The organism is Terrabacter sp. P2_E3, assembly GCF_056403915.1.
Window position 1 is genome coordinate 112,285 of the sequence record NZ_JBFUEN010000002.1, and the last position, 24,124, is coordinate 136,408.

21 protein-coding genes are annotated in these 24,124 nt (G+C 74.0%); 6 read left to right on the forward strand and 15 right to left on the reverse strand.

The features are described from left to right. Positions 1–173 precede the first annotated feature (173 nt). From AC1DW8_RS02305 to AC1DW8_RS02315, 3 genes are all read left to right on the forward strand, one after another. Positions 174–3,203, forward strand: coding sequence for a winged helix-turn-helix domain-containing protein (locus AC1DW8_RS02305; RefSeq protein WP_478091561.1), 3,030 nt, complete (start codon positions 174–176; stop codon positions 3,201–3,203). Positions 3,204–3,313: 110 nt separating this feature from the next. Continuing rightward, complete coding sequence (locus AC1DW8_RS02310; protein ID WP_056771338.1) at positions 3,314–3,520, forward strand: hypothetical protein; 207 nt, start codon at positions 3,314–3,316, stop codon at positions 3,518–3,520. A 110-nt stretch (positions 3,521–3,630) separates the two neighbouring features. Further along, positions 3,631–4,656, forward strand: coding sequence for a lysylphosphatidylglycerol synthase domain-containing protein (locus AC1DW8_RS02315; protein WP_478091565.1), 1,026 nt, complete (start codon positions 3,631–3,633; stop codon positions 4,654–4,656). On the opposite strand, the gene AC1DW8_RS02320 is transcribed toward AC1DW8_RS02315, so the two are convergent. After that, the gene (locus tag AC1DW8_RS02320) at positions 4,631–6,436 is read right to left on the reverse strand and encodes an SLC13 family permease (protein ID WP_478091567.1); all 1,806 of its coding nucleotides are present in this window, start codon (positions 6,434–6,436) and stop codon (positions 4,631–4,633) included. The two genes, AC1DW8_RS02315 and AC1DW8_RS02320, sit on opposite strands and share 26 nt — an antisense overlap. Before the next feature lie 118 nt (positions 6,437–6,554). Between AC1DW8_RS02320 and AC1DW8_RS02325 the strand changes: the two genes are divergently transcribed. Then, the gene (locus AC1DW8_RS02325) at positions 6,555–8,072 is read left to right on the forward strand and encodes a leucyl aminopeptidase family protein (RefSeq protein ID WP_478091570.1); all 1,518 of its coding nucleotides are present in this window, start codon (positions 6,555–6,557) and stop codon (positions 8,070–8,072) included. 83 nt (positions 8,073–8,155) lie between these two features. After that, positions 8,156–9,595, forward strand: a complete 1,440-nt coding sequence (locus AC1DW8_RS02330; RefSeq protein WP_478091572.1) for a carboxylesterase/lipase family protein — start codon at positions 8,156–8,158, stop codon at positions 9,593–9,595. A gap of 54 nt (positions 9,596–9,649) precedes the next feature. Here the strand turns inward: AC1DW8_RS02330 and AC1DW8_RS02335 are convergent, their stop codons facing one another. The 9 genes from AC1DW8_RS02335 to AC1DW8_RS02375 form a co-directional block, all read right to left on the reverse strand. Next, positions 9,650–10,099 (reverse strand): pyridoxamine 5'-phosphate oxidase family protein, encoded by a 450-nt coding sequence (locus tag AC1DW8_RS02335; RefSeq protein WP_442275276.1) that lies wholly within the window; start codon positions 10,097–10,099, stop codon positions 9,650–9,652. Between the two features lie 59 nt (positions 10,100–10,158). Continuing rightward, on the reverse strand, positions 10,159–10,557 hold the full coding sequence (locus AC1DW8_RS02340) for a nitroreductase family deazaflavin-dependent oxidoreductase (protein ID WP_056771317.1): 399 nt from the start codon (positions 10,555–10,557) through the stop codon (positions 10,159–10,161). Positions 10,558–10,612: 55 nt separating this feature from the next. After that, positions 10,613–11,161, reverse strand: a complete 549-nt coding sequence (locus AC1DW8_RS02345; protein ID WP_056771314.1) for a copper chaperone PCu(A)C — start codon at positions 11,159–11,161, stop codon at positions 10,613–10,615. A 116-nt stretch (positions 11,162–11,277) separates the two neighbouring features. Then, positions 11,278–12,897, reverse strand: a complete 1,620-nt coding sequence (locus tag AC1DW8_RS02350) for an LCP family protein (protein WP_478091575.1) — start codon at positions 12,895–12,897, stop codon at positions 11,278–11,280. Between the two features lie 149 nt (positions 12,898–13,046). Beyond that, complete coding sequence (locus AC1DW8_RS02355) at positions 13,047–13,385, reverse strand: ANTAR domain-containing protein (protein WP_056771306.1); 339 nt, start codon at positions 13,383–13,385, stop codon at positions 13,047–13,049. Between the two features lie 343 nt (positions 13,386–13,728). Continuing rightward, positions 13,729–14,472: a response regulator gene (locus tag AC1DW8_RS02360; protein ID WP_478091577.1), complete on the reverse strand. Its 744-nt coding sequence runs from the start codon at positions 14,470–14,472 to the stop codon at positions 13,729–13,731. Continuing rightward, positions 14,448–16,232, reverse strand: coding sequence for a GAF domain-containing sensor histidine kinase (locus tag AC1DW8_RS02365; protein ID WP_478091579.1), 1,785 nt, complete (start codon positions 16,230–16,232; stop codon positions 14,448–14,450). Before AC1DW8_RS02365 ends, AC1DW8_RS02360 begins: the two co-directional genes overlap by 25 nt. A 202-nt stretch (positions 16,233–16,434) precedes the next feature. Then, entirely contained in the window at positions 16,435–16,938 is a 504-nt protein-coding gene (locus tag AC1DW8_RS02370; RefSeq protein WP_478091581.1) for a pyridoxamine 5'-phosphate oxidase family protein, read from the reverse strand. A 1-nt stretch (position 16,939) separates the two neighbouring features. Beyond that, positions 16,940–17,587: a hypothetical protein gene (locus tag AC1DW8_RS02375; protein WP_478091584.1), complete on the reverse strand. Its 648-nt coding sequence runs from the start codon at positions 17,585–17,587 to the stop codon at positions 16,940–16,942. A gap of 297 nt (positions 17,588–17,884) precedes the next feature. Between AC1DW8_RS02375 and AC1DW8_RS02380 the strand changes: the two genes are divergently transcribed. Beyond that, positions 17,885–18,295, forward strand: a complete 411-nt coding sequence (locus tag AC1DW8_RS02380) for a universal stress protein (protein WP_162263858.1) — start codon at positions 17,885–17,887, stop codon at positions 18,293–18,295. A gap of 3 nt (positions 18,296–18,298) precedes the next feature. Here the strand turns inward: AC1DW8_RS02380 and AC1DW8_RS02385 are convergent, their stop codons facing one another. The 5 genes from AC1DW8_RS02385 to AC1DW8_RS02405 all read right to left on the reverse strand — a co-directional run bounded on the left by AC1DW8_RS02385 (position 18,299) and on the right by AC1DW8_RS02405 (position 24,040). Then, positions 18,299–19,162, reverse strand: coding sequence for a glycosyltransferase family 2 protein (locus tag AC1DW8_RS02385; RefSeq protein WP_478091587.1), 864 nt, complete (start codon positions 19,160–19,162; stop codon positions 18,299–18,301). 50 nt (positions 19,163–19,212) lie between these two features. Then, a complete protein-coding gene (locus AC1DW8_RS02390; RefSeq protein ID WP_478091589.1) occupies positions 19,213–20,334 on the reverse strand; it encodes a glycosyltransferase in 1,122 nt (373 codons plus the stop codon). Continuing rightward, positions 20,331–21,413, reverse strand: coding sequence for a glycosyltransferase (locus AC1DW8_RS02395; RefSeq protein ID WP_056822209.1), 1,083 nt, complete (start codon positions 21,411–21,413; stop codon positions 20,331–20,333). The genes AC1DW8_RS02390 and AC1DW8_RS02395 overlap by 4 nt, the downstream gene beginning before the upstream one ends. Then, positions 21,401–22,495 (reverse strand): glycosyltransferase family protein, encoded by a 1,095-nt coding sequence (locus tag AC1DW8_RS02400; protein WP_478091595.1) that lies wholly within the window; start codon positions 22,493–22,495, stop codon positions 21,401–21,403. Before AC1DW8_RS02400 ends, AC1DW8_RS02395 begins: the two co-directional genes overlap by 13 nt. Before the next feature lie 186 nt (positions 22,496–22,681). Further along, the gene (locus AC1DW8_RS02405; protein ID WP_478091597.1) at positions 22,682–24,040 is read right to left on the reverse strand and encodes a cation:proton antiporter domain-containing protein; all 1,359 of its coding nucleotides are present in this window, start codon (positions 24,038–24,040) and stop codon (positions 22,682–22,684) included. Positions 24,041–24,124: the final 84 nt, after the last annotated feature.

The window sequence follows — 24,124 nt, forward strand, 5'->3', positions numbered from 1 at the left end:
GTCACCGCGGTAGCCGGCGGTCGAGCGGTCGGCCCGAACGTGTCGCAGGCGTGACCCCTCACGAAAGTGCACCGTGATGACCCTCCCAGCACGTCCTCCCTCCCACCGACAGGCCACCGACCCCCCGGAGACCTCCGGGCGACCTCCAGCGTCCTCCGGCCAGGGCTGACGCCGTGCACTCGGGGACTGCGCGCACGACCGACGGCCACATCGACGGGCGCGGCTCCGCCGCCCTCCGGCGCTCGCCCAAGCACCGACCGCCCGGCCTCACGGTTCGCACGGTGCGACGTGCCACGATCCCGGCGCCGCTCCCACTGGACTCGGCGACCGAGCGTGCCAGCGGCACGGTCGTGCTCGTCGCCGGCTCCGTCGGCACGGGCAAGACGACGTTGCTCGCCGACTGGTCGGGCGCGTTGGAGCAGCGCGGCGACCTCGTCGGCTGGGCCTCGCTCGACCGTGAGGACAACGACCCCCAGGTCATGGGCGAGACGCTGCTCGGCGCCCTCCGGGCGGCCGTCGGCGCCCACGTCCCTGCAGCCGACGCGGAGACGGTCCCGAGCCGGGTCGGGCACGCGTTCGTGGCCCGTCTCGTCCAGCTCGCGGGTGAGGCTCCGGCGGACACGTGGCTCGTCCTCGACGACCTGCACCTCGTCCGCGACCCGCGGTGCGTCGAACTCGTCGAGCTGATCGTCCGCTGGGCCCCGGCGCACCTGCACGTCGTCGTCGGCACGCGTGCCGACCCGGGACTGCACCTGGCCCGCCTGCGCCTCGAGGAGCGACTCCTCGAAGTGCGCGAGCACCGGCTGCGCTTCTCCGTCGACGACACCCGTGAGCTGCTGTCCCGGCACGACGTCGCCCTCGACGACGGCCAGGTGCGCCACCTGCAGGAGCTCACGGAGGGGTGGGCGGCCGGAGTCGCCCTGGCGGCCGTTTCGCTGGCGCGCGGCCGCGACGCCGACGCCTTCCTCCGCGAGTTCGCACGGAGCCACCGCGCGATGTCGGGCTACCTCGTCGAGGAGGTGCTGGCGAGCCTCGACGAGGAGGTGCGTGACTTCCTCGTCTCGACCTCGGTCCTCGAGGACCTCACGCCCGACCTCGCCGCCGCCGTGACCGGGCGCGACGACGCGGGTGCGCTGCTCGAGGCGCTCTCGTCGGACAACGCCATGGTCACCGCCGACCGGGTCGGGCCGCCGACCTATCGCTACCACGTGCTGCTGCGCAGCTACCTCGGCGCGATGCTCGAGTCCCGCAGCCTCCGAGGTGCCCGGGAGGTCCACGCCCGCGCCGCGCGGTGGTATGCCGCCCACGACGTCCCGGGACGGGCGCTGCGTCACGCCGAGGCGGCGGGGGATCTCGACCTCATGAGCGACGTGATCCACCACCACGCGCTCCACCTGCTGCTCGACGGCCGGGCCGCCGACATCGATGCCGCCGTGCGCACGGTCCCGATCGGTGACCCCGTCATGACCGCGGTCGCAGCCCTCGCGAGCCTCGACCTGTCGGACCCGGAGGCCGCCCGGATCCAGCTCGTGTCCCTCGCGACGCAGCCCGACACATGGCTCGCGGGCGAGGCAGATGGTGCCCAGGCCGACGTCGAGCCGGCGCCCGACGGCACCGGGCAGGACGATCCCGGTGCGCTGCCCCTCGAGCGTCTGCTGGCGGTCGGCCTCCGCTGGCTCTCCTTCGTCGGTGACGACGTGGGCCGACGCTCGGTCGCTGACACGGCAGCGCGCCTCGGCGCCCAGCCCAGTGGCGACGAGAGGGTCGCCGACGGGCTGGCCGCCGAGCTGTCCTCCACCTTCCGGACGTGGTCGGGCAGCCGGTCCACGCGCGGCCACGTCGTGCCTCCCCTCGACGATCCCGTCGCGAGCCCTCTTGTGGGAGAGAGGCTTTCGGAGCGGAGTCGGCAGACGGGTCGCGTGCCCCATGAGCATGCGCGGGCAGACCTCGACCTGCTCGACGAGCTGACGAGCGGTGGCGTCCTCTTCGGCGCCGGACGTCTCGACGACGCCCGGACGGCCTACGGTGCGGCCCTCGGGACCGCCCGCCGTGCCGGGCACCTGCTGTCCGCCCTTCAGGCCATGGTCGGGCTCGCGTCGGTCGCGGCCGGCAAGGAGGACCTCGTCGAGATGACGGCATGGTCCGAACGCGTGCTCGCCGAGGCGCAAGGCACGCCGTGGGCCCTGTCGCCCCGGCTGCTGCCCGCCCATGTCTTCGCGGCGTGGGGCGCCCATCAGGTCCTCGACATCGCGACCGCGCGGGACCGCAACGTGACCGCCCTCGCGCTGATCGCCGAGGTCTCGTCGATGATGCCCGCGCCCGCGCCCGCGCCCGGGGAGGGGGAGTCCGGTGACGACGCCTACACGACCGCGGCACGCGGCCTCGAGCAGCTGGGTCGGCTCGCGCGGATGCTCGAGGCCGACCTCGATCTCGAGGAGGCCGCGGACGAGCCCGGTGCCCGGCAGGACGTGGTCACCCGGGTCATGGCCGGAGCCAGGGACGTGTCGCGACTGTCGATGACCGCGGACCTCGCCGTGGGCGAGCTGTCCCGGGCGCATCGGATCGTGCTGCTCGCAGGCTTCCCGCGACTCGCCCTCGAGGTCGAGCAGCTGAGCGCCGGGCTGCCCGGGTGCGAGGTCGAGGTCGCCGTCATGTCGGGGGTGCGCCACCTGTGGGACGGCGACGACGCCGCTGCCCGATCGGCGGTCGCGCCCCTGCTCGCGGTCGACCCGGCGGTGCTTCCCCTGCGCGCGGCGGTCACGGCGCACCTCGTCAAGGCGGTGGTGGCCCACCGCAACGCCCAGGCCACCGTCGCGCACGAGGGACTCGTCGTCGCCCTCACCCGAGCCGCTCCCCAGCACGCGCTCCGGACCGTGCTCGAGGTCGCGCCCGAGGTCGCCGAGATCCTCGCCGTCGGTGCGGGACGGTTCGGCGAGCTCGAGCCGTTCGCCCTCGAGCTGCGCGAGCACTCCCGTCAGGCTCCGGACCTGCGGCCGGAGCCGCTGCTCGACGTCGCCCTCAGCGCCCGCGAGCTGAGCCTGCTGCGCGAGCTGCCGTCGCTGCTCACCGTCGCCGAGATCGCCGACGCGCGGGCCGTGAGCCGCAACACCGTCAAGACGCAGATGCGCTCGCTCTTCCAGAAGCTCGGTGTCGGGTCGCGCCGCGACGCGGTGGCCGCAGCGCGCCGCCTCGGGCTCCTCTAGGTCGCCGGCAGGTCGAGGTCACCCGCCCGGGGTGACGCGACGACGCACCCGGACCGGCACGATCGGATCAAGAGCCTTCGGCATCCGGTCCGACCCGCGAAGGGGGCGGCGTGCGCTACGAGTTCATCCTGGCCGAGCAGATCCCCGAGGTCGCCCGCGCGGCCTTCCCGGAGCTCGACGAGTCGACCGTCCAGGTCGGCGCGCTGGGCTCGGTCATGTACGGCGACGTCGTCGACGCGCCGCACCTGCACGGCATCCTCGACCGCTTCCAGGACCTCGGCTTCACGCTCCTCGAGCTGCGGCGACTCCCGGACTAGCGCCGGTGACCCAGGAGCCCGTGGGGGACTCTGCGGTTGGCCCCCCTGAGCCATGGCGGTCCGAGCAGCCGCAGGAGCCGCCGTCGCGAGCCGAGCGGTCGCTGCGGTCATTGCGTCGGCGGGCGCTGCTCGTCGGTGCCCTGCGGATCGGCCTGACGCTCGTCGCGCTGTGGTGGTTCTCCCGCGTCGTGCGACGCGTCAACTGGTCGGCCGTGTGGGACGCCGTCACCGGCCTGGCTCCGGTCCAGGTCGTGGCGTTGCTGTGCGTCGTCGCGCTGCGTCAGTGCCTCAACGCCGGCCCGCTCGCGGTCTTCGTGCCGTCCCTCGGACTGCGCCGGGCGGTGTCGAACGACCTGTCGGCCAACCTCGTCGCGACGGTCGCACCCCCACCGGGCGACGTCGTGCTGCGCCTCGCGATGCTCCGGTCGTGGGGGATCCCGTCCGCCGAGGGCATCGCCGGCATCTCGCTCAACACCCTGACCTACTACGTCGCGCGCTTCGGCGCGCCCGTCCTCGGGCTGGGACTGGCCGCGGTCGCGGGACAGGCCGAGCCGGCATACGTCTGGACTGCTGTCTCGAGCGGCGCGGTCAGCCTCGTCGTCGTCGCGGGGCTCGCCATCGCGTCGCGCGGTGAGCGGCCCGCCGCGCGTGCCGCTGGATGGGTCGGCCACCAGCTGCGGCGCGTCACCCCGCGGGTCGATCCCGCGGCGTGGTCGACCCGCGCCACCGAGTTCGTCCGGCAGGCCGGCGACGTGCTGCGCCGCGGCTGGGGCCGGGCCATGGCCTGCCAGGTCGGGCTGGTCCTCAGCGAGGCGCTGCTGCTCGTGCTGTCGCTGCGCTTCGCGGGCGTGCCGGCGCTCGTGGCCCCCACCGTCACCATCGTCGTGGCCCTGCTCGTCAGCTACCCCCTCACGGCGCTGCCCTTCGGCGGCGTCGGGGTGCTCGACGCCGCCGTCATCGCCATCCTCGGCCTGGAGCAGGGACCGTTCGAGACGAAGGCCGTCGCCGGGCTCGTCGTCTTCCGCGTGTGCTGGATGCTCGTTCCGCTCGCACTCGGAACCGTGACGGTCACGCGGTGGCGGCGCGCCCACGTCGCCGAGGCGGCAGCCGTCAGAAGCGCCACACGAGGGGAATGACGATGACGGCCACGACCAGCCACAGGAGCAGGACCGGCAGACCGAGGCGCCAGTAGTCGCCGAAGCGGTAGCCGCCCGGGCCCATGATCATCATGTTGGCGGGCGTCGCGATCGGGGTGAGCAGCGACGCGGCCCCGGCGACCGCGACGAGCATGAGGACCGGGAGCACCGAGACGCCGGTCTCCTGGGCCGCTGCGACCGCGATCGGCACGACGATGAGCACCGTCGCGGTGTTGCTGACGACCTGCCCGACGACCGCGGTGAGGCCGAAGAGCGCGACGAGGAGGAGGTAGGGCCGGCCCTCGCCCACGACGTCGATGAGCCCCCTGGCCACGAGGTCGGCCGCGCCGCTCGTCTCGATCGCGGTCGACAGCGGGATGAGGCCGCCGATGAGCACGACGGTCTGCCACGAGACGGCGCGGTAGGCCTGGTTGACGCTGACGACCCTCGTCAGCACCATCGCGGTGGCCGCGGCGAGGCCCGCGATCGCCGGCGGCACGAGTCCCAGTGCGAGCAGGACGACCATGACGAGGAGGACGGCGATCGCCCGGCCCGACCGTGGACCGAGCGGAACTGCCTGTCGCCGAACGAGATCCGGGGAGTCGACCAGGAGCACGTCACGGTCGTGCACGAGCTCCTCGATCGACGTCCACGTGCCGTGCAGCAGGAGGCTGTCCCCGGCCGTCAGCTCGTGCGGCGTCGCACCCAGGTCCTTCCCGAGCCGGCGGATCCCGAGCACGACGAGGTCGCTGCCACGCATCTGGCCGGGGAAGGACGTCTCACCGACGAGTGGCGAGCGTGGAGGGACGACGACCTCGGCCACGCCCACCTCGCGGTTCATGATGCCGGCCGACTCGACCGTGACCGGTCGCATCGCGACGGCGAGGCGCAGCTCGGGCACGAGGCGGCTCACGGCATCGCTCGCCCCGCTGACGACGACGACGTCGTCGTCCCCGACCGGGGTCGCTCCCGTCACGGCGTGACCGCCGGCACTCTGCACGCCGATGAGGGTCACCCCCGGGTATGCCGCGAGGTCGAGTCTCGACGCGGGCACCCCGACGACGGGCGACCCCGGGCGCACCCGGAGGCGGTAGAAGCCGTCGTGGAGCTCGTAGTAGGCGGCGAGCCGGCTCGCGTGCCGACCGAGGTCACGGACCGGCTGGGAGGAGGACCGGCGGGGCAGCACCCGTGGCCCGAGCAGGACCCCCAGCGTCACCGTGCCGATGACGAGGGGGAGGCCGACGACGGCGAAGTCGAAGAAGCCGAACGGCTCGACACCGGCGTCGACGGCAGCGTTGGAGACGATGACGTTGACCGGGCTGCCTGTCAGGGCGAGGAGGGATCCGGCGCTCCCGGCGAAGGCCATCGGCATGAGCATGAGCGAGGGCGACCGCCGGATCCGGGTGGCGAGCACGAGAACCATGGGCAGGAGGGCGGCGACCGAGCCGTTGAGGGTGATGACGGCGGTCAGGACCGCGCACAGACCGAGCACCGCGACCATGAGGCGCACCGCTCCGTCACCGACGACGTCGATGAGCCGTTGGCCCGCCCACGTCGTCACACCGGCCGAGTCGATGGCCTCGCTGACGACGAAGAGGGAGGCGATGAAGACGACGACCGGGTCGCCGAACCCGGACAGGGCCGTGTCCGCGTCGACGAGTCCCGTCGCGTAGAGCGCGAGGCAGGTGAGGACCGCCACCCCGCCCACGGGCAGGCGGTTCCAGATGAAGAGGACGACGGTCGCCGCGAGGACCACCAGGCTCGTCGTCGCGGGGCTCATCGCCCCATCGTCCGTGCCGGGAGGGGTGGTGCGGTCACCCACGACGGGTGAATCGGTCGCGGGGGCGGCGCGGCCATGCTCGGAAGGACCAAGACCAACGTCTCCGGAAGGAGTCGGCGTGAGCACTCCTGCCATGCGCACTCTGGATCCCATCCCGTCGACCCGGTCGTCCGTCACGGTCGACGTCGTCACCGACCTGCCCGGAGCCGACGAGGTCGGGGCGGTCGCGGTGCCGGTGGCGGAGGGCGCCGAGCCGCCGGCCGACCTCGGGCAGGACGCGGCCGCCCTCGGCGCCGCCGGCTTCACCGGCAAGCGCGGGCAGACGATCGTGATCCCCAGCGGTGGCCGAGCCCTCGTCGCCGTCGGCATCGGGGCGGTCGACGACATCGACGAGGCTGCGGTGCGTGACCTCGCCGCGACCTTCGCCCGGGCCGTGCCCCTGCACACCCGCCTCGCGGTCGAGCTGCCCGACCGGGAGATCGGCCTGTCGCCGGCCGACTTCGCCCGCGCCGCCACCGAGGGTGTCCTCCTCGCCCGATGGCGCTTCCGGATCAGCGAGACCGACGACGAACCAGTCCTCGAGCGGCTCGTCCTCATCGCCCCCGCCGAGCACTCCGAGGCCGTCGTCGAGGGCGTCCGTCGTGGTGAGGTGCTCGCGCGAGCGGCAGCGGTCGGCCGCGACCTCGCCAACTGTCCTGCCGCGGCGCTCACCGCGACCCGCATGGGTGAGGTCGCACAGGAGCTCGGCCCCGACGCCGGACTGGACGTCGACGTCGTCGGCCTCGACGAGCTCGTCGAGATGGGGTGCGGCGGGCTGCTCGGGGTCAACCTCGGCAGCGTCGAGGAGCCGCGCATGGTGCGTCTGCACTACGTGCCGGAGGGCGAGTCGCGCGGGCACCTCGCCCTCGTGGGCAAGGGCATCATGTACGACTCCGGCGGCATCAGCCTCAAGCCGAGCGACGAGTCGCACGCGCAGATGAAGAACGACATGACCGGTGCTGCCACGGTGCTCGCCGCCATGACCGCGCTGCGTGCCGTCGGCTGCCAGACCGAGGTGACCGGCTACCTCATGTGCACCGACAACATGCCCTCCGGCTCGGCGCTCAAGCTCGGCGACGTGCTCCGGATGCGCAACGGCAAGACCGTCGAGGTGCTCAACACCGATGCCGAGGGACGTCTCGTCATGGCGGACGCGCTCGCTCTCGCCGTCGAGCTCGACGTCGACGCCATCGTCGACATCGCCACCCTGACCGGTGCGTGCCTGCGGGCCCTCGGTGTCGACATCGCCGGTGTCATGGGCAACTCGGACGCGCTCGTCGACCAGGTCCGGGCAGCGGGGGCGGTGGTCGACGAGCCGGTCTGGCCGCTGCCGCTGCATCGCCGCTACCGGTCGCAGCTCGACTCGCCGATCGCCGACATGACCAACCTCGGCGGTCCGAACGCCGGCCAGATCACGGCGGCCCTCTTCCTCGAGGAGTTCGTCGGCGACAAGCCGTGGGCCCACATCGACATCGCGGGCACGGCACAGCTGCCGGAGGCCAGGGGCTGGCGCAACAAGGGGGCCACCGGCTTCGGGAGCCGGCTGCTCATCGAGCTCGCCTGCGCGTTCGAGAGGCCGGCCACGCCCGGCACGTGAACGCCGTCCGTGCCGCTCCGGCGCGGACCGACCCCGGCGAAAAGGGCTGGCCCCGCGGCCCGGGTCGCGGCGACAATCGTCGGGTGGACATCGACGTCGGGGTCACGGGTGGCGTCGTGCGCGGCGCCACCGAGGACGGCCTCGCCGTCTTCCGCGGCATCCCGTACGCCGCCCCGCCCGCTCCCTTCGCAGCCCCCGGACCGGTGCGGCCCTGGGCCGGCACCCGCCCGGCCCGCGCGTTCGGTCCACCGCCGCCGCAGTCGGCCGCCTTCGGCACGGACGCCCTGACCGACGAGGGCGACGACTGGCTGACCGTCAACGTCTGGTCGCCGGGGCTGGGGCGCCGGTCACCCGTCATGGTCTGGATCCAGGGAGGCGCCTACCTCTTCGGCACGTCCGGCCTGCCTGAGTACGACGGGGGCCTCCTAGCGCGCGGCGGGGTCGTCGTCGTGACCTTCAACTACCGGGTCGGCCTGGACGGTTTCGGCTGGGTCGACGGCACGCCGGCGAACCGTGGCCTGCTGGACCAGGTCGCCGCGCTCGAGTGGGTGCGCGACAACATCGGCGCCTTCGGCGGCGACCCCGAGCGGGTCACGGTCTTCGGCCAGTCCGCGGGTGGCGGTTCGGTGGCGGCGCTGCTCGCCATGCCCCGCGCCGCCGGGCTCTTCCACCGGGCCGTCGCGCAGAGCCTGCCCGGCACGTTCTTCACCCCTCGGTTGGCCGCCGACATCACCCGGGCCTGCGCGGCCGAGCTCGGACTGGACCCCTCCGAGCTGCCGGCGGCCGACCCCCGGACCCTGCCCGCAGCCGCCGATGCCGTGGCGGCGACGATGGGGCTGCACGCGGACCGCTGGGGGCGCGCGGCCCACGCACACGTCCCCCTGGCGCCGGTCGTCGACGGTGACGTGCTCCCGACGACCCCGTGGCTCGGGCTGACCGGGCGGGTCGAGCTGATGGTCGGCCACACGCGCCACGAGCAGCGGCTGCTCACGGCGCTGAGCGGGCAGCTGGGCGCGATCACCGAGGCGCAGGCCGTCGAGGCGGCCGAGATCTTCGGCCCCGACCCGGGGCGCTACCGCGAGAGCTTCCCCGACCCCGAGGAGCTCTACGACGTGGTGCGGTCGGACTGGCTCTTCCGGATGCCGTCCCTGCACCTCGCCGAGGCCCAGCTGGCCGCGGGTGGCCGGGTCCACCTCTACGAGCTGACCTGGCCGGCACCCGGCATGGGCGGGGTCCTCGGGGCCTGCCACGGGCTGGACGTGCCGCTCGTGTTCGGCACCCTCACGGCCGGTCAGCCGGCCCTGCTCATCGGCCACCCCACGGCGGAGGCCGAGGCGGTGTCCGAGCAGATGCGGAGCGCGTGGACGGCGTTCGCGACGAACGGCGACCCCGGGTGGCCCTCCTTCGACACCGGAGCGACGCGACTGTTCGATGCCGAGCCGGAGGTCACGAGCTATCCCGAGCAGGTCTCCCGCCGGATCTGGAGCGAGCCGCCTCAGGTGCTCGACCTGGCCCAGGTGTAGTCGGGTCCGGCGAGGCACGCCTGGGGCCCCGTGGGTGACGTCGCCGCCACCCGGTCACGCCGACGGAGGCGCCGTCCACCGTCGGCGGACGGGCATCTCCTCGTCGGTGTACTCCGTGGCCACGGCCTCCGCGACCGAGCACGCATAGTGGACCAGGCCGTATGCCGTCTGGCTCGGGCGCGCCACCACTGCGGGGTGCGAGGGAGCGAGCTCTTCCAGCGAGCCGCGTGCCATGAACTCCCCGTGGTCGCCGGTGTGGTCGTCCCACGGCTGCGCCGTGTGGAACGCGTACCGCGGGTCACGTCCCACCTCGCGGAGCCTCGGGCTGGTGTCGCGGAACGACACACACAGCAGCCCGGCCGCGAGCCACGGGGACACCGGGTGCACACGTGGGCCACCGTCGAGCCGCAGCGTGGCCAGGTAGACGATCCGACCCGCCATCCGCTCCCGAGCGAAGGCCGCGAGATCTGGTTCGGCGTCGGCGAACTCAGCCCACGTGGCCACGGCGGTCGCCGGCCCCTTCGTCGGTCCGGATCACGAGCGGCCGTCGACCGGTCGTGGGGTCAGTGGTCGGAAGAGTCATCGACCGTGAGCACGATGAGCGGGCTGTACCGGAGCATCTCCGGCACGTCCGTGCGCCGCCAACGTCTGGCGGCAGCCTCGATGAAGGGCCGGCGCTCGTCAGGGTCCGTGACGACGCGCGCCGTGGCGGGCACGTCGACGACGACCGACTGCTTCAGGTGGACCACGACGTGGGGGTCGGCCTCGATGTTGTGGATCCAGTCGCGCGTCCGGTCGGCCCGGGGCATCCCGGTGATGAAGAGCTGCCCGTTGTCATGGTGCAGAAAGATCTCGATACGCCGTCGTCGGCCGGTGCGCCGGCCTGTCGTCGTGAGGTCGATGAGCTGGCTGCGGGTCAACGCAGCCCGGGTGGCCTCACCCGGTGAGTGGTCGGGGTCCATGGCGCGATCCTCTCGACTGAGCTCGGCGCTCGCGGGTCTGGCGGGTCGGCCCCGGTCAGCTCGTCGCCGGTGCCACGGGGGAGACGGGCGAGACGGTCGGCAGACCGAAGCCGTCGACGAAGACGTTGACCGTGACGCTCCCGGCCTTCTCGAAGCGGAAGGTCACGGGCAGGAGCCGACCGGCCCGCACGTCGAGCTTGAGGTCGACCATCTCGAGGTGGAGGCCGCCGGGGTACTGCAGCGAGACCACCCCGTTGGCGGGGACGTCGACCTGGACGGGGCCCTCGGGCCCGTCGGTGCCCTGGCGCGTGATGACCTGGCTGGCGTAGGCGGTGCTCACGGCCACGAGCCGGTCCGCGGTGGCTCCGTCGTTGGCGAGCGTGGTGAAGAGCCCCGTGTTCGAGCCGGTGAGCAGCTTCCGGTCCTCCGGGGCGTCGATGCGCGTCGCGAGGAGCCGGAGGGAACCGACTTCGGCGTTGACGCTCGTGCCACGCGCCGGGTTGGTGATGCGCGCCTGCACGGGGTCCGGCTGCGAGGTGCACGCAGCGAGCGGGACGACGCTGACCGACAGGAGCGCGGCGACGACGATCGGGCTGGTCCTCATGGCCGTCACGCTAGGCGGGCCGCGCGTCGGGCGATTCCCCCGTCGAGGGTGATCCTCAGGCGGTGGAGGTGGTCGCCGGTGCGGGCGGACCCGGAGCCGCGGGCTCCGGGTCCGCCTCAGCACTGCGCGTACGGCGTCGTCGTCGGGCTCGGCGTCGCGGGGGTGCGCGGCGTCCGGGTCGCCGCGCCCGTGCCGCCCGCGGAACCGGGCGTCGTGGACGTCGGCGTCGGCGTCTTCGCCGGCTTCGGCGCGGCGATCCCCTTCCTGACGAGGGCGCGGACCTTGGCGTAGTCGGGGTCCCACGGCTTGATGCCGTCGTCGAGGGTCAGCGTCACACTGTTGACCTTGGCCTTCTGCACCCGCTCGACGAGGTCGACGAAGGCAGGCAGGCTCCGGGCCGGGATGTCGGTGTAGATGTTGTCGCGCGCGATGCGGGCCAGCTGGGGGTACTGCGCCACCATCTCGGCCGGGTTCACCTGCCCGACGATCGCCTGGACGACGCACCGCTGCCGGGCCTGCCGGAACGTGTCGCTGTCGGCGGCACGCGAGCGGGCGTACCAGAGCGAGTGCCACCCGTCGAGGTGCTGGCGCCCGGGCGTGAACCACGCCTTGACGCCGACGATGCGCTGGTCGGCGGTCACGCGCCCACCGATCGGCAGCGGGCCGCCCGTGCCGGCGTTCTTGACGTTGATGTCGAGCCCGCCCATGGCGTCGATGAGCAGCGAGAAGCCCTTGAGGTCGATGACGACGACGTGGTCGATCGTCAGCCCGACGATCTGCTGGACGGTGCCGCGGATCTCCTCCCGGCCCGGCACGACACCCTTGGGGTAGGCGCCCGGGTGGTCGACGGCATACGTCTCCGCCTCGCTGTAGAGGTTGGTGAGCATGCACTGGCCGGTCGCGCCGGGCTCGTTCTGGGCGCAGGACCGCTCGGGCGAGCCGAAGTGTCCGGACGGGTAGCGGGCGCGGAGGGGGCTGCCGGGGGCGAGCGGCGCCTTGAGCAGGTTGCGGGGCATCGAGATGAGCGTCGTGCGCCCGGAGTGTGTGTCGATGCTCGCGACGATCATCGAGTCCGTGCGGGTGCCGATGCGGTCGGAGCCCGCGTCGGAGCCGAGCAGCAGGAGGTTGACCCGGGCCTGCTCGGCCCACGGGTCGTCGCCCTCGACGACCCTCGCGCCCACGCCCGGTCGCGACGGCGGCGCCGAGAAGACGACCTCGACGGTGTCCTGGGTGATGAGGGCGTAGTCCGCGGCGGTGAAGGCCCCGCCGCCGACGACGAGCACCATGAGCGTCGTGAAGGCGGCGAGCAGGCCGGTGCGGCCGCGGTCGAGCGTGCCCGGTCGCGCCTGGACGGCCGTGAGGACGATCGACGCGCACCAGACGAGGCCCCAGAGCGCGATGACGACGACGGCTCCGCGGAGCAGGTCGGGCCTGGCGACGACCGTGAGCGCAGCACTCGTGACGCCCTGGGTCAGCACGGCGTACGCCGCCCCGGCGACCGCGGCCAGGGTGATGCCGAGGATGGTCCAGCCGACCCAGCGGCTGCGGGTCTGCGTCAGCCCGGCGCCCGGCAGGACGGTGCCGAGGGCGGTGAGACCGAGTGCGCGGCGGAAGCCGGACCCAAGCTCACGGCGCACCTGGCTGCGACCCCGCTCACCCGGCTCACCCGGCCCGGCCGCGGCCGGTTCCGGCGCGTCCTGCGGCCGCGGCTCGTGCGCAGCGCCGTCCGGCTGCATCCTGCTCCTCCCGGCCTGGCCACGTGCGCAGGTCACCGATCGACATCATGCCTCTCGGAGGCGCCCAGCAGAAGCACCTCGGCGAAAGGCTCATCCCGAGGGAGGGACGGGGACGTGCCGGGGTGCCGGCGGGGCGGCGGCCCCGCGGGTCACGACTGATCGATGCGCCCCGTCTCGACGACCTCGAGCGCGAGCACGTGCAGCTTGACGTTGCGCGCCATGCTGGCCCTCCGGAGCTCGTCGAACGCCTGCTCCCGCGTCACGCGACGCAGCGCCATGAGGATGCCGATGGCGGCGCCGATGTCACGGCTGTGGGCGAGGGCGGCCTCGAGCTGGAGGGCGCGTGACTCGGCGGCGTCGAGGCGCTCGAGCGCCTCGAGGAGGTAGGTCTCGACCGCGGTCAGCTGCTCGTCGGCGTCGTCGGACGCCCCGAAGACCGTGTCGACCCCGTGTCTGGGCGAGGTGCCCGCCACGACGTGTGGCTCCATGCGAAAACTCCTACTGGTACCCCGCCGGCGGCCTTTGCTCGACCGCGATTGGCGCGCGTCAAGCCTAGGGGACCGGTCCGACAGATGGGGTCGAGCGGGTGGGGCGTCCGGTTCGTCCGGTACGGCGGGACACGAGGCGGGCGACTGACGCGGCTCTCGCTGGGTACTCGTCACCCGGCGCCATCGTCGCTCTTCAACCAGCCAGGGGCGGCGGTGACGTCGCCGGCGGGACCGGCGCCGGAGGTGCAGCGAGACGGCACCCGCTCGGGGGATCGGGTGCCGCCTCACCCACACCATCGCGGCCCGCGTGCATCCGTTACAGCCTTCGGCTCGGCGTATGCCGTCACCTGCGTTCGTGGTGCTCCGCGCGTTCCGTGCCGTGCTGGGCGCCGTAGACCGCGGCCTGGGTGCGGCGCTCGAAGCCGAGCTTGGCGAGCAGGCCGGACACGTAGTTCTTGACGGTCTTCTCGGCGAGGTGCAGGCGGACGCCGATCTGGCGGTTGGTCAGTCCCTCGGCGATGAGGGTGAGGATCTCCTGCTCCCGGTCGGTCAGGGTCCCGGTGCGCGAGCCCGGTCGCGCCGACCCGACCCGCCCCGACGGGTGCTCACCGCCGCCGTCCGCGGAGTCGGCGCCCTGGGGTCGGCGGATCCGCTCGAGCAGGCGCTCGACGAGTGCCGGGTCGATGAGGGAGTGGCCGGCGGCGACGTGCGCGACCGCCTCGGTGAGGGACGTGCCGCGGATCTGCTTGAGCAGGTAGCCCGAGGCCCCGGCCATGACCGCGGCGAAGAGGGCGTCGTCGTCGTCGTAGGAGGTGAGGATGAGACAGCGCGTGCCGGGGCTGCTCACCTGGACCTCGCGGCACACGTCGATGCCGCTCCCGTCGGGGAGCCGAGCGTCGAGCAGCGCCACCTGGGGGGCGAGCGTCGGGATGCGTCGCAGGGCCTCGGCGGCGGTGCCGGCCTCCCCGACGACCCGGAAGCCGTCGTGCGACTCGAGCAGGTCGATGAGCCCTCGGCGGACGATCTCGTGGTCGTCGAGCAGGAAGACCGTGATCGGCGTCGTCACGGGGTCAGCAGGGCGGTCCATCTCAGCACCGTCTCCCTCTCGTCGGTCGTCATCGTGCAGTCCCCGCCGCGGTCGTGGGCGCGCTTCGTGAGGTTGTCGAGGCCGCGGTGCCGTCGCTCGGGCGGGCGCGTGGTCCGTCCGGCGCCGTCGGTGGCGTCGGCGGCGTCGGTGGCGTCGCGGTCTGCCGGTGTCCCCGAGCTGCCGCGGCGCGTGCCGTCGGCCCCCGCGCCCCGCGTGGCCGGGCCGTCGTCGGTCACCTCGACCGTGACGGCCTCCGCCGTGACGGCGACACGGACGGAGACGGCGGAGCACCGCGCGTGCTTGACGACGTTGGTCAGCGCCTCGCGGAGGACGGCCGTGACGTCGTGGAGCAGCACGGGGTCGATGACCGTCGCGACCGGCCCGTCGAGGCTCAGGGTCGGCTCGACGCCGAGACCTGGGGTCGCGGCGGCGACCACCTCGAGCAGCACGGCGCGGGCGTCGAGCGACGACGGGGGTTCCTGCAGCTCGAAGATCGAGGCCCGGATCCGTCGGATCGTCTCGTCGAGGTCCTCGACCGCTCGGCCCAGGGCCCCGCGGACCGTCGTGTCGGCGGTCCGCTCGGTGACCGCCTCGAGTGACAGGGCTGTCGCGAAGATGCGCTGGATGACGTGGTCGTGCAGGTCGCGGGCGATGCGGTGGCGGTCCTCGAGCACCGCGATGCGCTCCTCGTCGGCGCGGCCGTCGGCGAGCTCGAGTGCGAGCGCGGCGTGGGTCGCGAGCTGCTCGGCCATCTCGACGTCGGCACGGGTGAACGGGCGGCTCCCGACCCGTCGGGCGACGACGACGGCGCCGCGCACCCCGGCCTCGCCGACGAGCGGACAGGCCATGGCCGGCCCGCCCGACCCGGCCTCGGCGACCGAGACGAGGGTCGGGTCGGCCGGCCCGGACGCCTCGGCGAGGACCGCCCGACGCTCGCGCATCGCCGTGCCGGCCAGCGAGGGACCGGAGCGGTATGCCGTTCCGACGAGGCCGTCGGCACCCACCCCGCGCGCGACCCCGACGACGAGGCGGACGGCATACGCCAGGGGTTCGCCGGCGTCGGCGAGGGCGGCGTCGGTCTCGCGGTCGGGGAAGTCGAGGGTGACGACGTCGGCGTCGGCGAGGCGCAGCACCGCGTCGGCGATGCGGACGAGGACCTGCTCGCCGAGGCCGGGCCGGAGCAGGTCGCGGCTGATCTCGGCCGACGCCCGCAGCCACTCCTGGCGTCGTCGCGACTCCTCGTAGAGGCGAGCGTTCTCGATGGCCACACCGGCGCTCGCGGCGAGGGCGACGACGAGGTCCTCGTCGTCGGACGAGAAGTCCGAGCCGTCGACGCGCTCGGCCAGGTAGAGGTTGCCGAAGACCTCGCCCCGGGAGCGCACTGGCACCCCGAGGAAGCCGTGCATCGGAGGGTGCCCGGCCGGGAATCCGACGGACCGCGGGTCGTCGGAGATGGCGTGCAGCCGGATCGGCTCCGGCTCCTCGATGAGGGCTCCGAGCACGCCGCGCCCGGTGGGCAGGTGGCCGATCAGCTCGACCACCTCGGCGTCCATGCCCGAGTGGATGAACTGCTCGAGCCGGCCGTCGATCCCGATGACCCCGAGCGCGGCGTAGCGGGCGCCGGCGACGGCGCGTGCTGCCTCGACGATTCGGCGGAGCACGGCAGGGAGCGCGAGCTCCGAGACGACGGAGCGGTTGGCCGCGAGCAGCCCGCGCAACCGGTCCTCCGCCGAGCCGGTCGAGCCCGTCGAGGCTTCCACGCCTGCCGTGGGTGCCGAAGCGCCCGGGCCAGATGCGCCGGCCGGGCGGGGCGACGGGACACGCTCGACCATCAGCGTGTCGTCCGCCCCGACACGGCGGCCGTCCGCGCCCGTCGGCCGGTCGCGCGCGTCGCCGTCATCACCCAAGGCTAGGCCCGCGCGGCTGCGCCGGTGGCTCGTTGTCGCAGGACGGGGCGGGCCGTCAGCGGGCACTGCGTCGCGCGGCGGACGGCACGCGCTGCGATCCGAAGGAACGACCGGTGATCCGCTCGACGCTGATCCCGATGAAGACGTTGCGCACGCCACCGGCCCACGGCTCGGCACCCTCGACCGTCCACAGGTGCGTGAGCAGCGCGGGTGACGCGACGGCCTGGGCGCGACCGCGTGCGATGACGCTCCACCCCGTGTGTGCCATGTCGTCGAGGTCGTCGACCTCGAAGACCACCTGGGTCGGCCGCACGAGCTCCGAGAGCACGCCGAAGGGCGAGGTCCGGAAGACGATGAGGTCGGCCGCGCACGCATAGCTGACGGGGAAGATCTGGGGGCCGTGGCCGGCATTCCACCCGATGCGCCCGACGTTGCGGGACTCGAGCAGGGCCTGGCACTCGGTCGGGGTCAGGTCGGCATAGTTGATGCGTCGGCTCGACCGCTGCCCGTGGTCCGCGTGGTCCGCACTCTCGCCGGCCGGCCGGCCGGTCGTCGTCATGTCAGGACCTCGGCGTCGGCCCGGCCGAGGCCAGGCGCTGGGGGTGGTGGATGCGGCCTGAGTCACGTCCCACGGGCCGTCCGAGCTCGACGGCGCTGACCGGGCGCGGCTCGGGAGTCACGGCGCGGAGCATCGCTCGGCACCGGTCGAGCTCGGCACGCACCCGGGCCAGCTCGGTGCGCACCTCGAGGAAGTGCACGAGGTGGTCGCCGACGCTGCGCGCCCACGCGTCGACGGCACGCCAGTCGGCGCACCACGTCATCGGGATGGTGGACCGGCCGTCCTCCGGTCCCGCCTCGGCGCCGGCGCCCGGCGGCTCCGTGGGCCGGACGGGGACCGACGGCCGGCCGCTCCAGTGGCTGACGTGCAGGTGGTCGACGGCGACGACGAGGTCGAAGCCCTCCGTCGACGTGATCGCGACGCACGGGCGGCACGTGACGCGGTGCCCGGCGCGCGAGAGCTCATCGGCGATCGACGCGGCGATGGCCTCGTCGATCCCCGCGGTCGTCGCCGCGAACGAGGACGACGATGGGGGCGTGGCCGGCGCGCCCGTGGCCACTCCGGTCGGGAGGACGCCCGTGGCGTACGACTCGGGCGCCGCCTCCGGCGGGGGTGGTGGGGTCGAGTAGGTGATGAGGACGGTGCACATGGTGCTCTCCCTGGTCGGCGGCGCCGGGCACGGCGCTGCATCGATGGTGCGCGCCGGTGGGCGGGTCATGACACGGCCGAAGGTCGCCAGGGGCCGGGACCAAGGTCCCGGATCGGACAGGACCGATGCATCTGTCGGCAGTCCGGTCCGCGGCAGACGCTGGACCCAGAGGTGAGCACCATGGACGAGACGAGACAGCGCGACCCAGGTCCGGCGCGCCCCGGGGCGGCACGTGTGGCGACACGGCCCGCTGGGGCGCGGGGGGCTGACGCGCCTCGGCCGAGGGGCAGGATCGTCGTGGGGGTTGACGGCTCGAAGCAGAGCAGGGCCGCGCTGCGCTGGGCCTGTGCTGACGCCGACGCCAAGGGGGCCGTGGTCGTCGCGGTCGCGGTGTGGCACCTCTACCCGCTGGCGCCGCCCGAGCGTATCGGTGCGTCGCCGTGGTGGTTCACGTCCGACCCGGAGGAGGCCACTCGCGCCTTCCTCGGGGAGGTCGTGGACGAGGTGGCCGACGACTTCCCGGACGTCGTCGTCGAGCAGAAGGTGCTCTCGGGGCATGCTGCCGAGCAGCTGATCAGCCTGTCCGCGGTCGCGGATCTCGTCGTCCTCGGGGCGACCGGGAGCGGTGGCTTCGCCGGCATGTCGCTCGGCTCGACGAGCCGGGCCGTCGTCGAGCACGCCCTCAGCACCGTGGTCCTCGCCCGCTGACGTTCAGCCGGGCGCGTCGCCGGTGACCTGCCACGTGCCGTCGGGGTCGCGCCGGGCGAGCCCCAGGGTGGCGAACGCGTCGAGCCACCCCTCCATCGGCCACCAGCCCCACCGGCGGGCGAAGCGGTTGGCGTTGGCGACGACGTCGTGCACGTGCTGGACGGGCGGCGAGCTCGTCGGATGGTGCTGGTGGTGTGCTGCGGCACCGCCGACCCAGAGCAGGCGCCCACCGGAGGCGCCGAGGCGCTGGCCGAAGTCGGTGTCCTCGCCGCCGTAGCCGACGTACGCCTCGTCGAAGCCCCCGACGGCGTTCCACGAGCGCACCGTCAGCGCGAAGGACAGGGACCAGAAGAGCCGCAGGTCTTCGGCAGGACGCACCTCGTCCGAGGCCAGGGTCGGCCGGGCCGGGTGCGGCGAGGCCAGGGCCGCGAGGTCGAGGTCGCGGTAGTCGCGTCCCGCCGGGACCGGTGGCAGGTAGGCCACCTCTCCGGAGAGGACCAGCGGTGCCACGCCCGGCCCGGGACTGCGCCGGTGCTCGTCGCCCAGCACGGCGGCATACCGCTCGACGAGCCGTGGTGACGGGATGCAGTCGACGTCGAGGAGCACGACCTGCTCGGCGCCGGCGCGGGCGGCGACGGCGACCCCGAGGTTCCGCGCCGCGGCGAGGGGAAGCCTTCCCTCGCGACGCGGCAGGCTCGCGACCCGCACGTCCCACGGCCCCGCCTGCGACCGGGCGAGCTGCTCGACCTCCGGGTCGTCCATCGCGACGACCACCTGCAGGTCCGGCAGCCGGGTCTGGCGACGCAGGCCCCACAGCTGGCGCGCGAGGTGCGTGTGCCGCCCGTGCACGATCGTCACCACGGCCACGCGGGGCGCCCTGCCCGCGGGCGTCACGGCTGTCGGTGGGAGGGCGGGTGTCACGACGCCGTGCGGATGTCGTCGCCGGTGCGGTCGTGGCGGTCGTGGCGGTCGTGGCGGGCGGCGAGCTCGTCGAGCCTGGCCGCTGCGGAGGCCGCCCCCTGACCGGTGGACCACCGGCGCCAGCCCTCTCCGCCGCGGTCGAGGGCCCGCTCGAGCAGGCCGGGCCAGGCCGTGGCGAGCGGCCAGGCGCGGACGCTGACCGCGGCCCCGAGCCGGTCGACGGCGGCGGCCGTCGCCATCTGCTCGTCGAAGGGGCGCGGCTGGGCCACGACGACGGCGGGACGGCGCGCCGCGGCGACCTCGGCGACGGCGTTCTGGCCGCCGTGCGTGACGACGACGTCGGCTGACTCGAGGTCGGCCCACAGGTCGGGCGACGGCGAGCCAGGGCCGCGCTCGACCCACTCCCAGCCCGGTGTCGCGGCCCGGGCGGCGGCCACCTCCGCTGCGGACGTCGACCGTCCGCCGCCGCCCCAGAGGACGAGGACGCGTCGCGGCGACGGCTCGTCGGGCTCCGGGCCAGACGGGCGAGGGCCGTCCGCCAACGCCTCGATGCCGCCCGCGGCCGAGCCGAGGGACGTGCGTCGACGCGACGGGACCCGGTCGTCGAAACGCGAGATGCCCCCGACCGCCCAGAGCTTGTCTCGCCACGACCCGGGCCAGTCGGTCGCATGGGCCGCCTCGGGCCACGGGGCGAGCAGGGCATCGGCGAGGTCGTAGGCGAGGACGTGGGCGCGGTCGGTGCGCTCTCCGGGCATCGCCAGCACGACGACCGGTACGCCGCACAGCCGGACGAGCGTCGCCACCTCCACCGACACGTCGACGACGACGAGCGAGGGCCGCGTCCGGTCGACCCACTCGGTCAGTGCAGCGGCACGGTGGGCCAGTCCGGCGTCGTGCCGCGGGACCCAGTGCAGCACGTCGCCCGCCGTGGGGTCGGCGCGGACGACCTCGCCGGCGGGCATCCGGTCGTCGCGGTCGAGCTGCAGCCACTCCGACGGCCATCCGTCGGGGGCCGGAAGGGAGCTGATCCCCGTGACGGGCGAGCTGAGGTGCTCGGCGACGGCCTGCAGGCGGGTCAGGTGGCCGAGCCCCTGGTGGTGGACGTACCAGCCGATCATGCGGCACCGGACATCGCGCTGAGGGACTCGTAGATTCCGAGGTAGCTCTCGACCATGCGGTCCACCGAGCAGGCGACGACGGCATGGGCCCGGCACGCAGCGCGGTCGAGGTCGACGGCTGCGGCCACGGCCTCGGCGGCAGCTGCGTCGTCGCAGTCGCGGGGGAGCAGCAGCCCGACGCCGGGCACGACGAACTCGCGCAGGCCACCGCGGTCGAGGGCCACGACCGGCGTGCCGCACGCGAGGGACTCCGCGGCGACGAGGCCGTACGGCTCGTCCCACTCCGGCGTCACGAGCATGGCCGCGCTCGCCCCGACGAGGGCGACGAGGCCGTCGGTACCGAGGTGGCCGACGTACTCGACGTCGTCGCCGAGCTCGCCCGCGACGTGCCGGGTGAAGTAGTCCGCGTCGCCGACCGGGCCCGCGAGGCGGAGCCGGCGGCCTGCCGCCCGTGCCATGGCGATGGCCCGGTGTGGTGCCTTCTCCGGCACGAGCCGGCCCACCCAGACGAGGTCCTCGCCGCCGGGTCCTTCGACCCATCGGTCGACGTCGACGCCGTTGTGCACGACGTGCGCCGGGGTGACGTGCGCCCACGACCGCGCGGTGTGCTCGCTCACGGCCACAAAGTGGCTGTGCCGCAAGGGGTTTCGTGACCGAGCGCCGATCTCGATCGCGGGCTCGAGCCACGGGGTCGGCGGAGTGTGCAGGGTCGTGAGCACGGGCGACGGCAGCGAGTCGGCCATGGCGACGGGCAGGTGGTGAAGGCTGTTGTTGTGCACGACCGCGACATCGGGACGTTGCTGGAGCGCCAGCATGACCTGCAGGTATGCGTGGTGCTCGCGCAGCCACGCCTCCGGCACCATCGACGCGTCGCTCCGGGCGGTGTGGCTCAGGCGCAGGGGCTCGACGTGGAGCGGGGTGGCCCCCAGCGCCGGGTCGCTGCCCGGGCCGGCGAAGAAGGACACGTCGACACCCTGTCGCCTCAGCCCTCGCACGAGGTGCCACGTCAGCGACTCCAGGCCACCGGCGAACGGCTCCGCGATGGGGTGCCTCGCGGCAGCGAGGATCACGACGCGCACGCGACACCCCGCTCCGCAGCGGCAGCCAGCACGGCGGCATACACCTGCTCGTGGGCGCGCGAGACGTCGTGGCGCTCGCGCCGGCGTTCCTCCGGCTCGGCCCGCCACGAGGGCCGCTCGTGGTACGCCCTCAGGAGGGTGTCCCGGAGCGTCGGGGCAGCGCCGCCCGCAACGGATCCCGGCGCGCCGTAGAGGAGGCACGGACGCTGGTCGGCGTAGTGGCCGCAGTCGGGGGCGACGACCGTCGTCCCGAGGTCGTGGCACGCCTCGAGCCAGCCCGAGTGCGTGCCGAAGCGGTAGGGCAGCACCGAGACGTCGAGGGACTGGAGGTAGTCCCACAGCTCGTCGTCGCTGAAGTAGTCGTGGACGCGCAGGTCGACGCCGTCGGTCGCTGCGAGCTCCCGGAGCCGGGGCTCGAGGTCGCTCGCGTGTCGGGGGCCGCCCGGGGTCATGACGTCGGTGTGGGCGTCGACGCGCAGCCGGGCGCCGGGCATCTCCGGCAGGGTGGCGACGATCTGCTCGATGACGGGTAGCGGGTCCATGCCCGCGCGCAGGCTCTTGGCGTGGACCCCGATGACGTAGCCGCGGTGCGGCACTCGGGCCCGGGACAGGCGCGGCTCCTCGACGACGTGCGGGTGGGGCACGACGAGCGCCTCGCGCCCCCACCGCTCGGCGATCTCCGCCGCGGCGCCGGGAGTGAGCGTGATGAGGGCGTCCGCCGCCTCGACAAGGACCCCGAGCTGCGCGTCGTGCAGCTCGCGCTCGTGGTGGTGCGGGTTGCGCAGGTCGTGAACGGTCAGCACGAGGGGCTTCCCGTGACGGCGCAGGCTCGAGGCGACCCGGGCGAGGTCGTCGGGTGACACGGCATCGAAGCCGAAGTGCACGTGCATGACGTCGAAGTCGGTGGCATGGGCGTCGACCCAGCCGGGCTCGAGCATCCGCGGCGGCCACCACTGCGCGTCGGGCACGTCGGCGCGGGGGCGGGGGTCCGCCAGCCGCGTCACCGTCGTGTCGCCGTCAGGAGGAGCGAGGTGACGGACGTAGACGTGGCCTGCGGGGACGGACGCGATGACGGGACTCAACCGGTTGCCTCTCGGTGCACGCCGCCCGACGCACCGAGGGAGGAAGAGGGGGCGCCGGCGCGGGTTCGGGGGGCCGCTGGGCTGGAGCCTCCAGCAGGCCCATACCCGGGTAGCGGCCCGGCCACACCGATCCGGTGGATCGTGCGCGGTATGCGGTGGTTTCGCCGGACCGGCGGGGGTATGCCGTCAGGCCGGCCCCGCCGCGCCGGCGCGCTCCCGCCGGCGCTCGAGGTAGCGCATGACGGGGGTGGCGAGGGTGCCGTGGACCATGACCGACAAAAGGATGGTGAAGGCGACCGTCGACCACAGCCACCGCTCGTCGGCGAAGGCGTGCTCGCCGGCCGCGAAAGCGAGGTAGTAGAGCGAGCCGATGCCGCGGACTCCGAAGAACGCCGTCGCGAGGGTCTCGCGGCGGCCGAGCCCGCCCGGGAGGTCGGCCGGGCGGGGGCGCAGCCGCAGGCTCGCCCAGCCGGACAGCGGACGGACGACGAAGACGAGGGAGACGGCGATGACGACGCCGCGCCAGTCGAGCTCGCCGAGCACGCCCTTGGTCATCGCCATCCCGAGCATGAGCAGGATGATGAGGGTCAGCAGGCGCTCGAGGCGCTGGACGACCTCGTGCATCGAGCGGTGGTAACGGTGGTTGCGCTCGGCGGCCCGCAGCGTCATGCCGCACGCGAAGACGGAGAGGAAGCCGTAGCCCCCGACGAGCTGGCTCAGCCCGTAGGTCATGACCAGCGCGGCGAGCGCGAGCAGTGGCTCGCCCTGCTCCGCGAGTCGCAACGACCGGCGCGGCGAGCGGAAGGCGACCTTTGCCAGGCCCCACCCGACGGCCACGCCGACGAGCACGCCGACGACGACCTTGCCGACGAGGTCCCAGGCCAGCCAGTGCAGACCCCACGACGAGAAGCTTCCGGCCGACGCGAGGAGCACCGCAGCCGTGACGAAGGGGAACGCGAGCCCGTCGTTGAGGCCGGCCTCGGACGTCAGGGCGAAACGGACGTCGTCCTGCTCGTCGACGGGCTCCCCGAGGGCCTCGCCGTCGGCGCCGTCGTCATCGGCCTCGCCCGCGTGGCCCGAGCCGTCGACCCGCGGACCCTCCACCTGGACGTCGCTCGCAAGCACCGGGTCGGTCGGGGCGAGCGCGGCGCCGAGCAGCAAGGCCGCCGCGGGGGCGACGCCGAGACCCCACCCGAGCAGGGCCACCGACGCGATCGTCAGGGGCATCGCGATGGCGAGCAGCCGCCACGTCGGCGACCACGCGGCCCAGGCGGCGCGGCTGCGCCAGTCGAACGGGCGGTCGATCGCGAGGCCGACGCCCATGAGCGCGACGAGGATCGTGAACTCGGTGACCCGCTCGACCTGCGGCCGGATGACGACCGGGTCGAGGCGCATCCCCTCGGGCAGCGGCAGCAGCCCGATGGCCATGCCGAGGAGCAGGAGCACCATCGCGGCCGACACGGCATACCGGTCGAGGACGGCCGGGAGGACGGCTGCGAGGAACATCGCCAGACCGGCGATGAGGTAGATCAGGTTGATCGACATGACGACATGCGGGAGCTGCTCCTCGGGGTGGGCCTCATGATGACCTACCCGCGACGGTAGCCCTCCGGTCACCGGGACCATGAT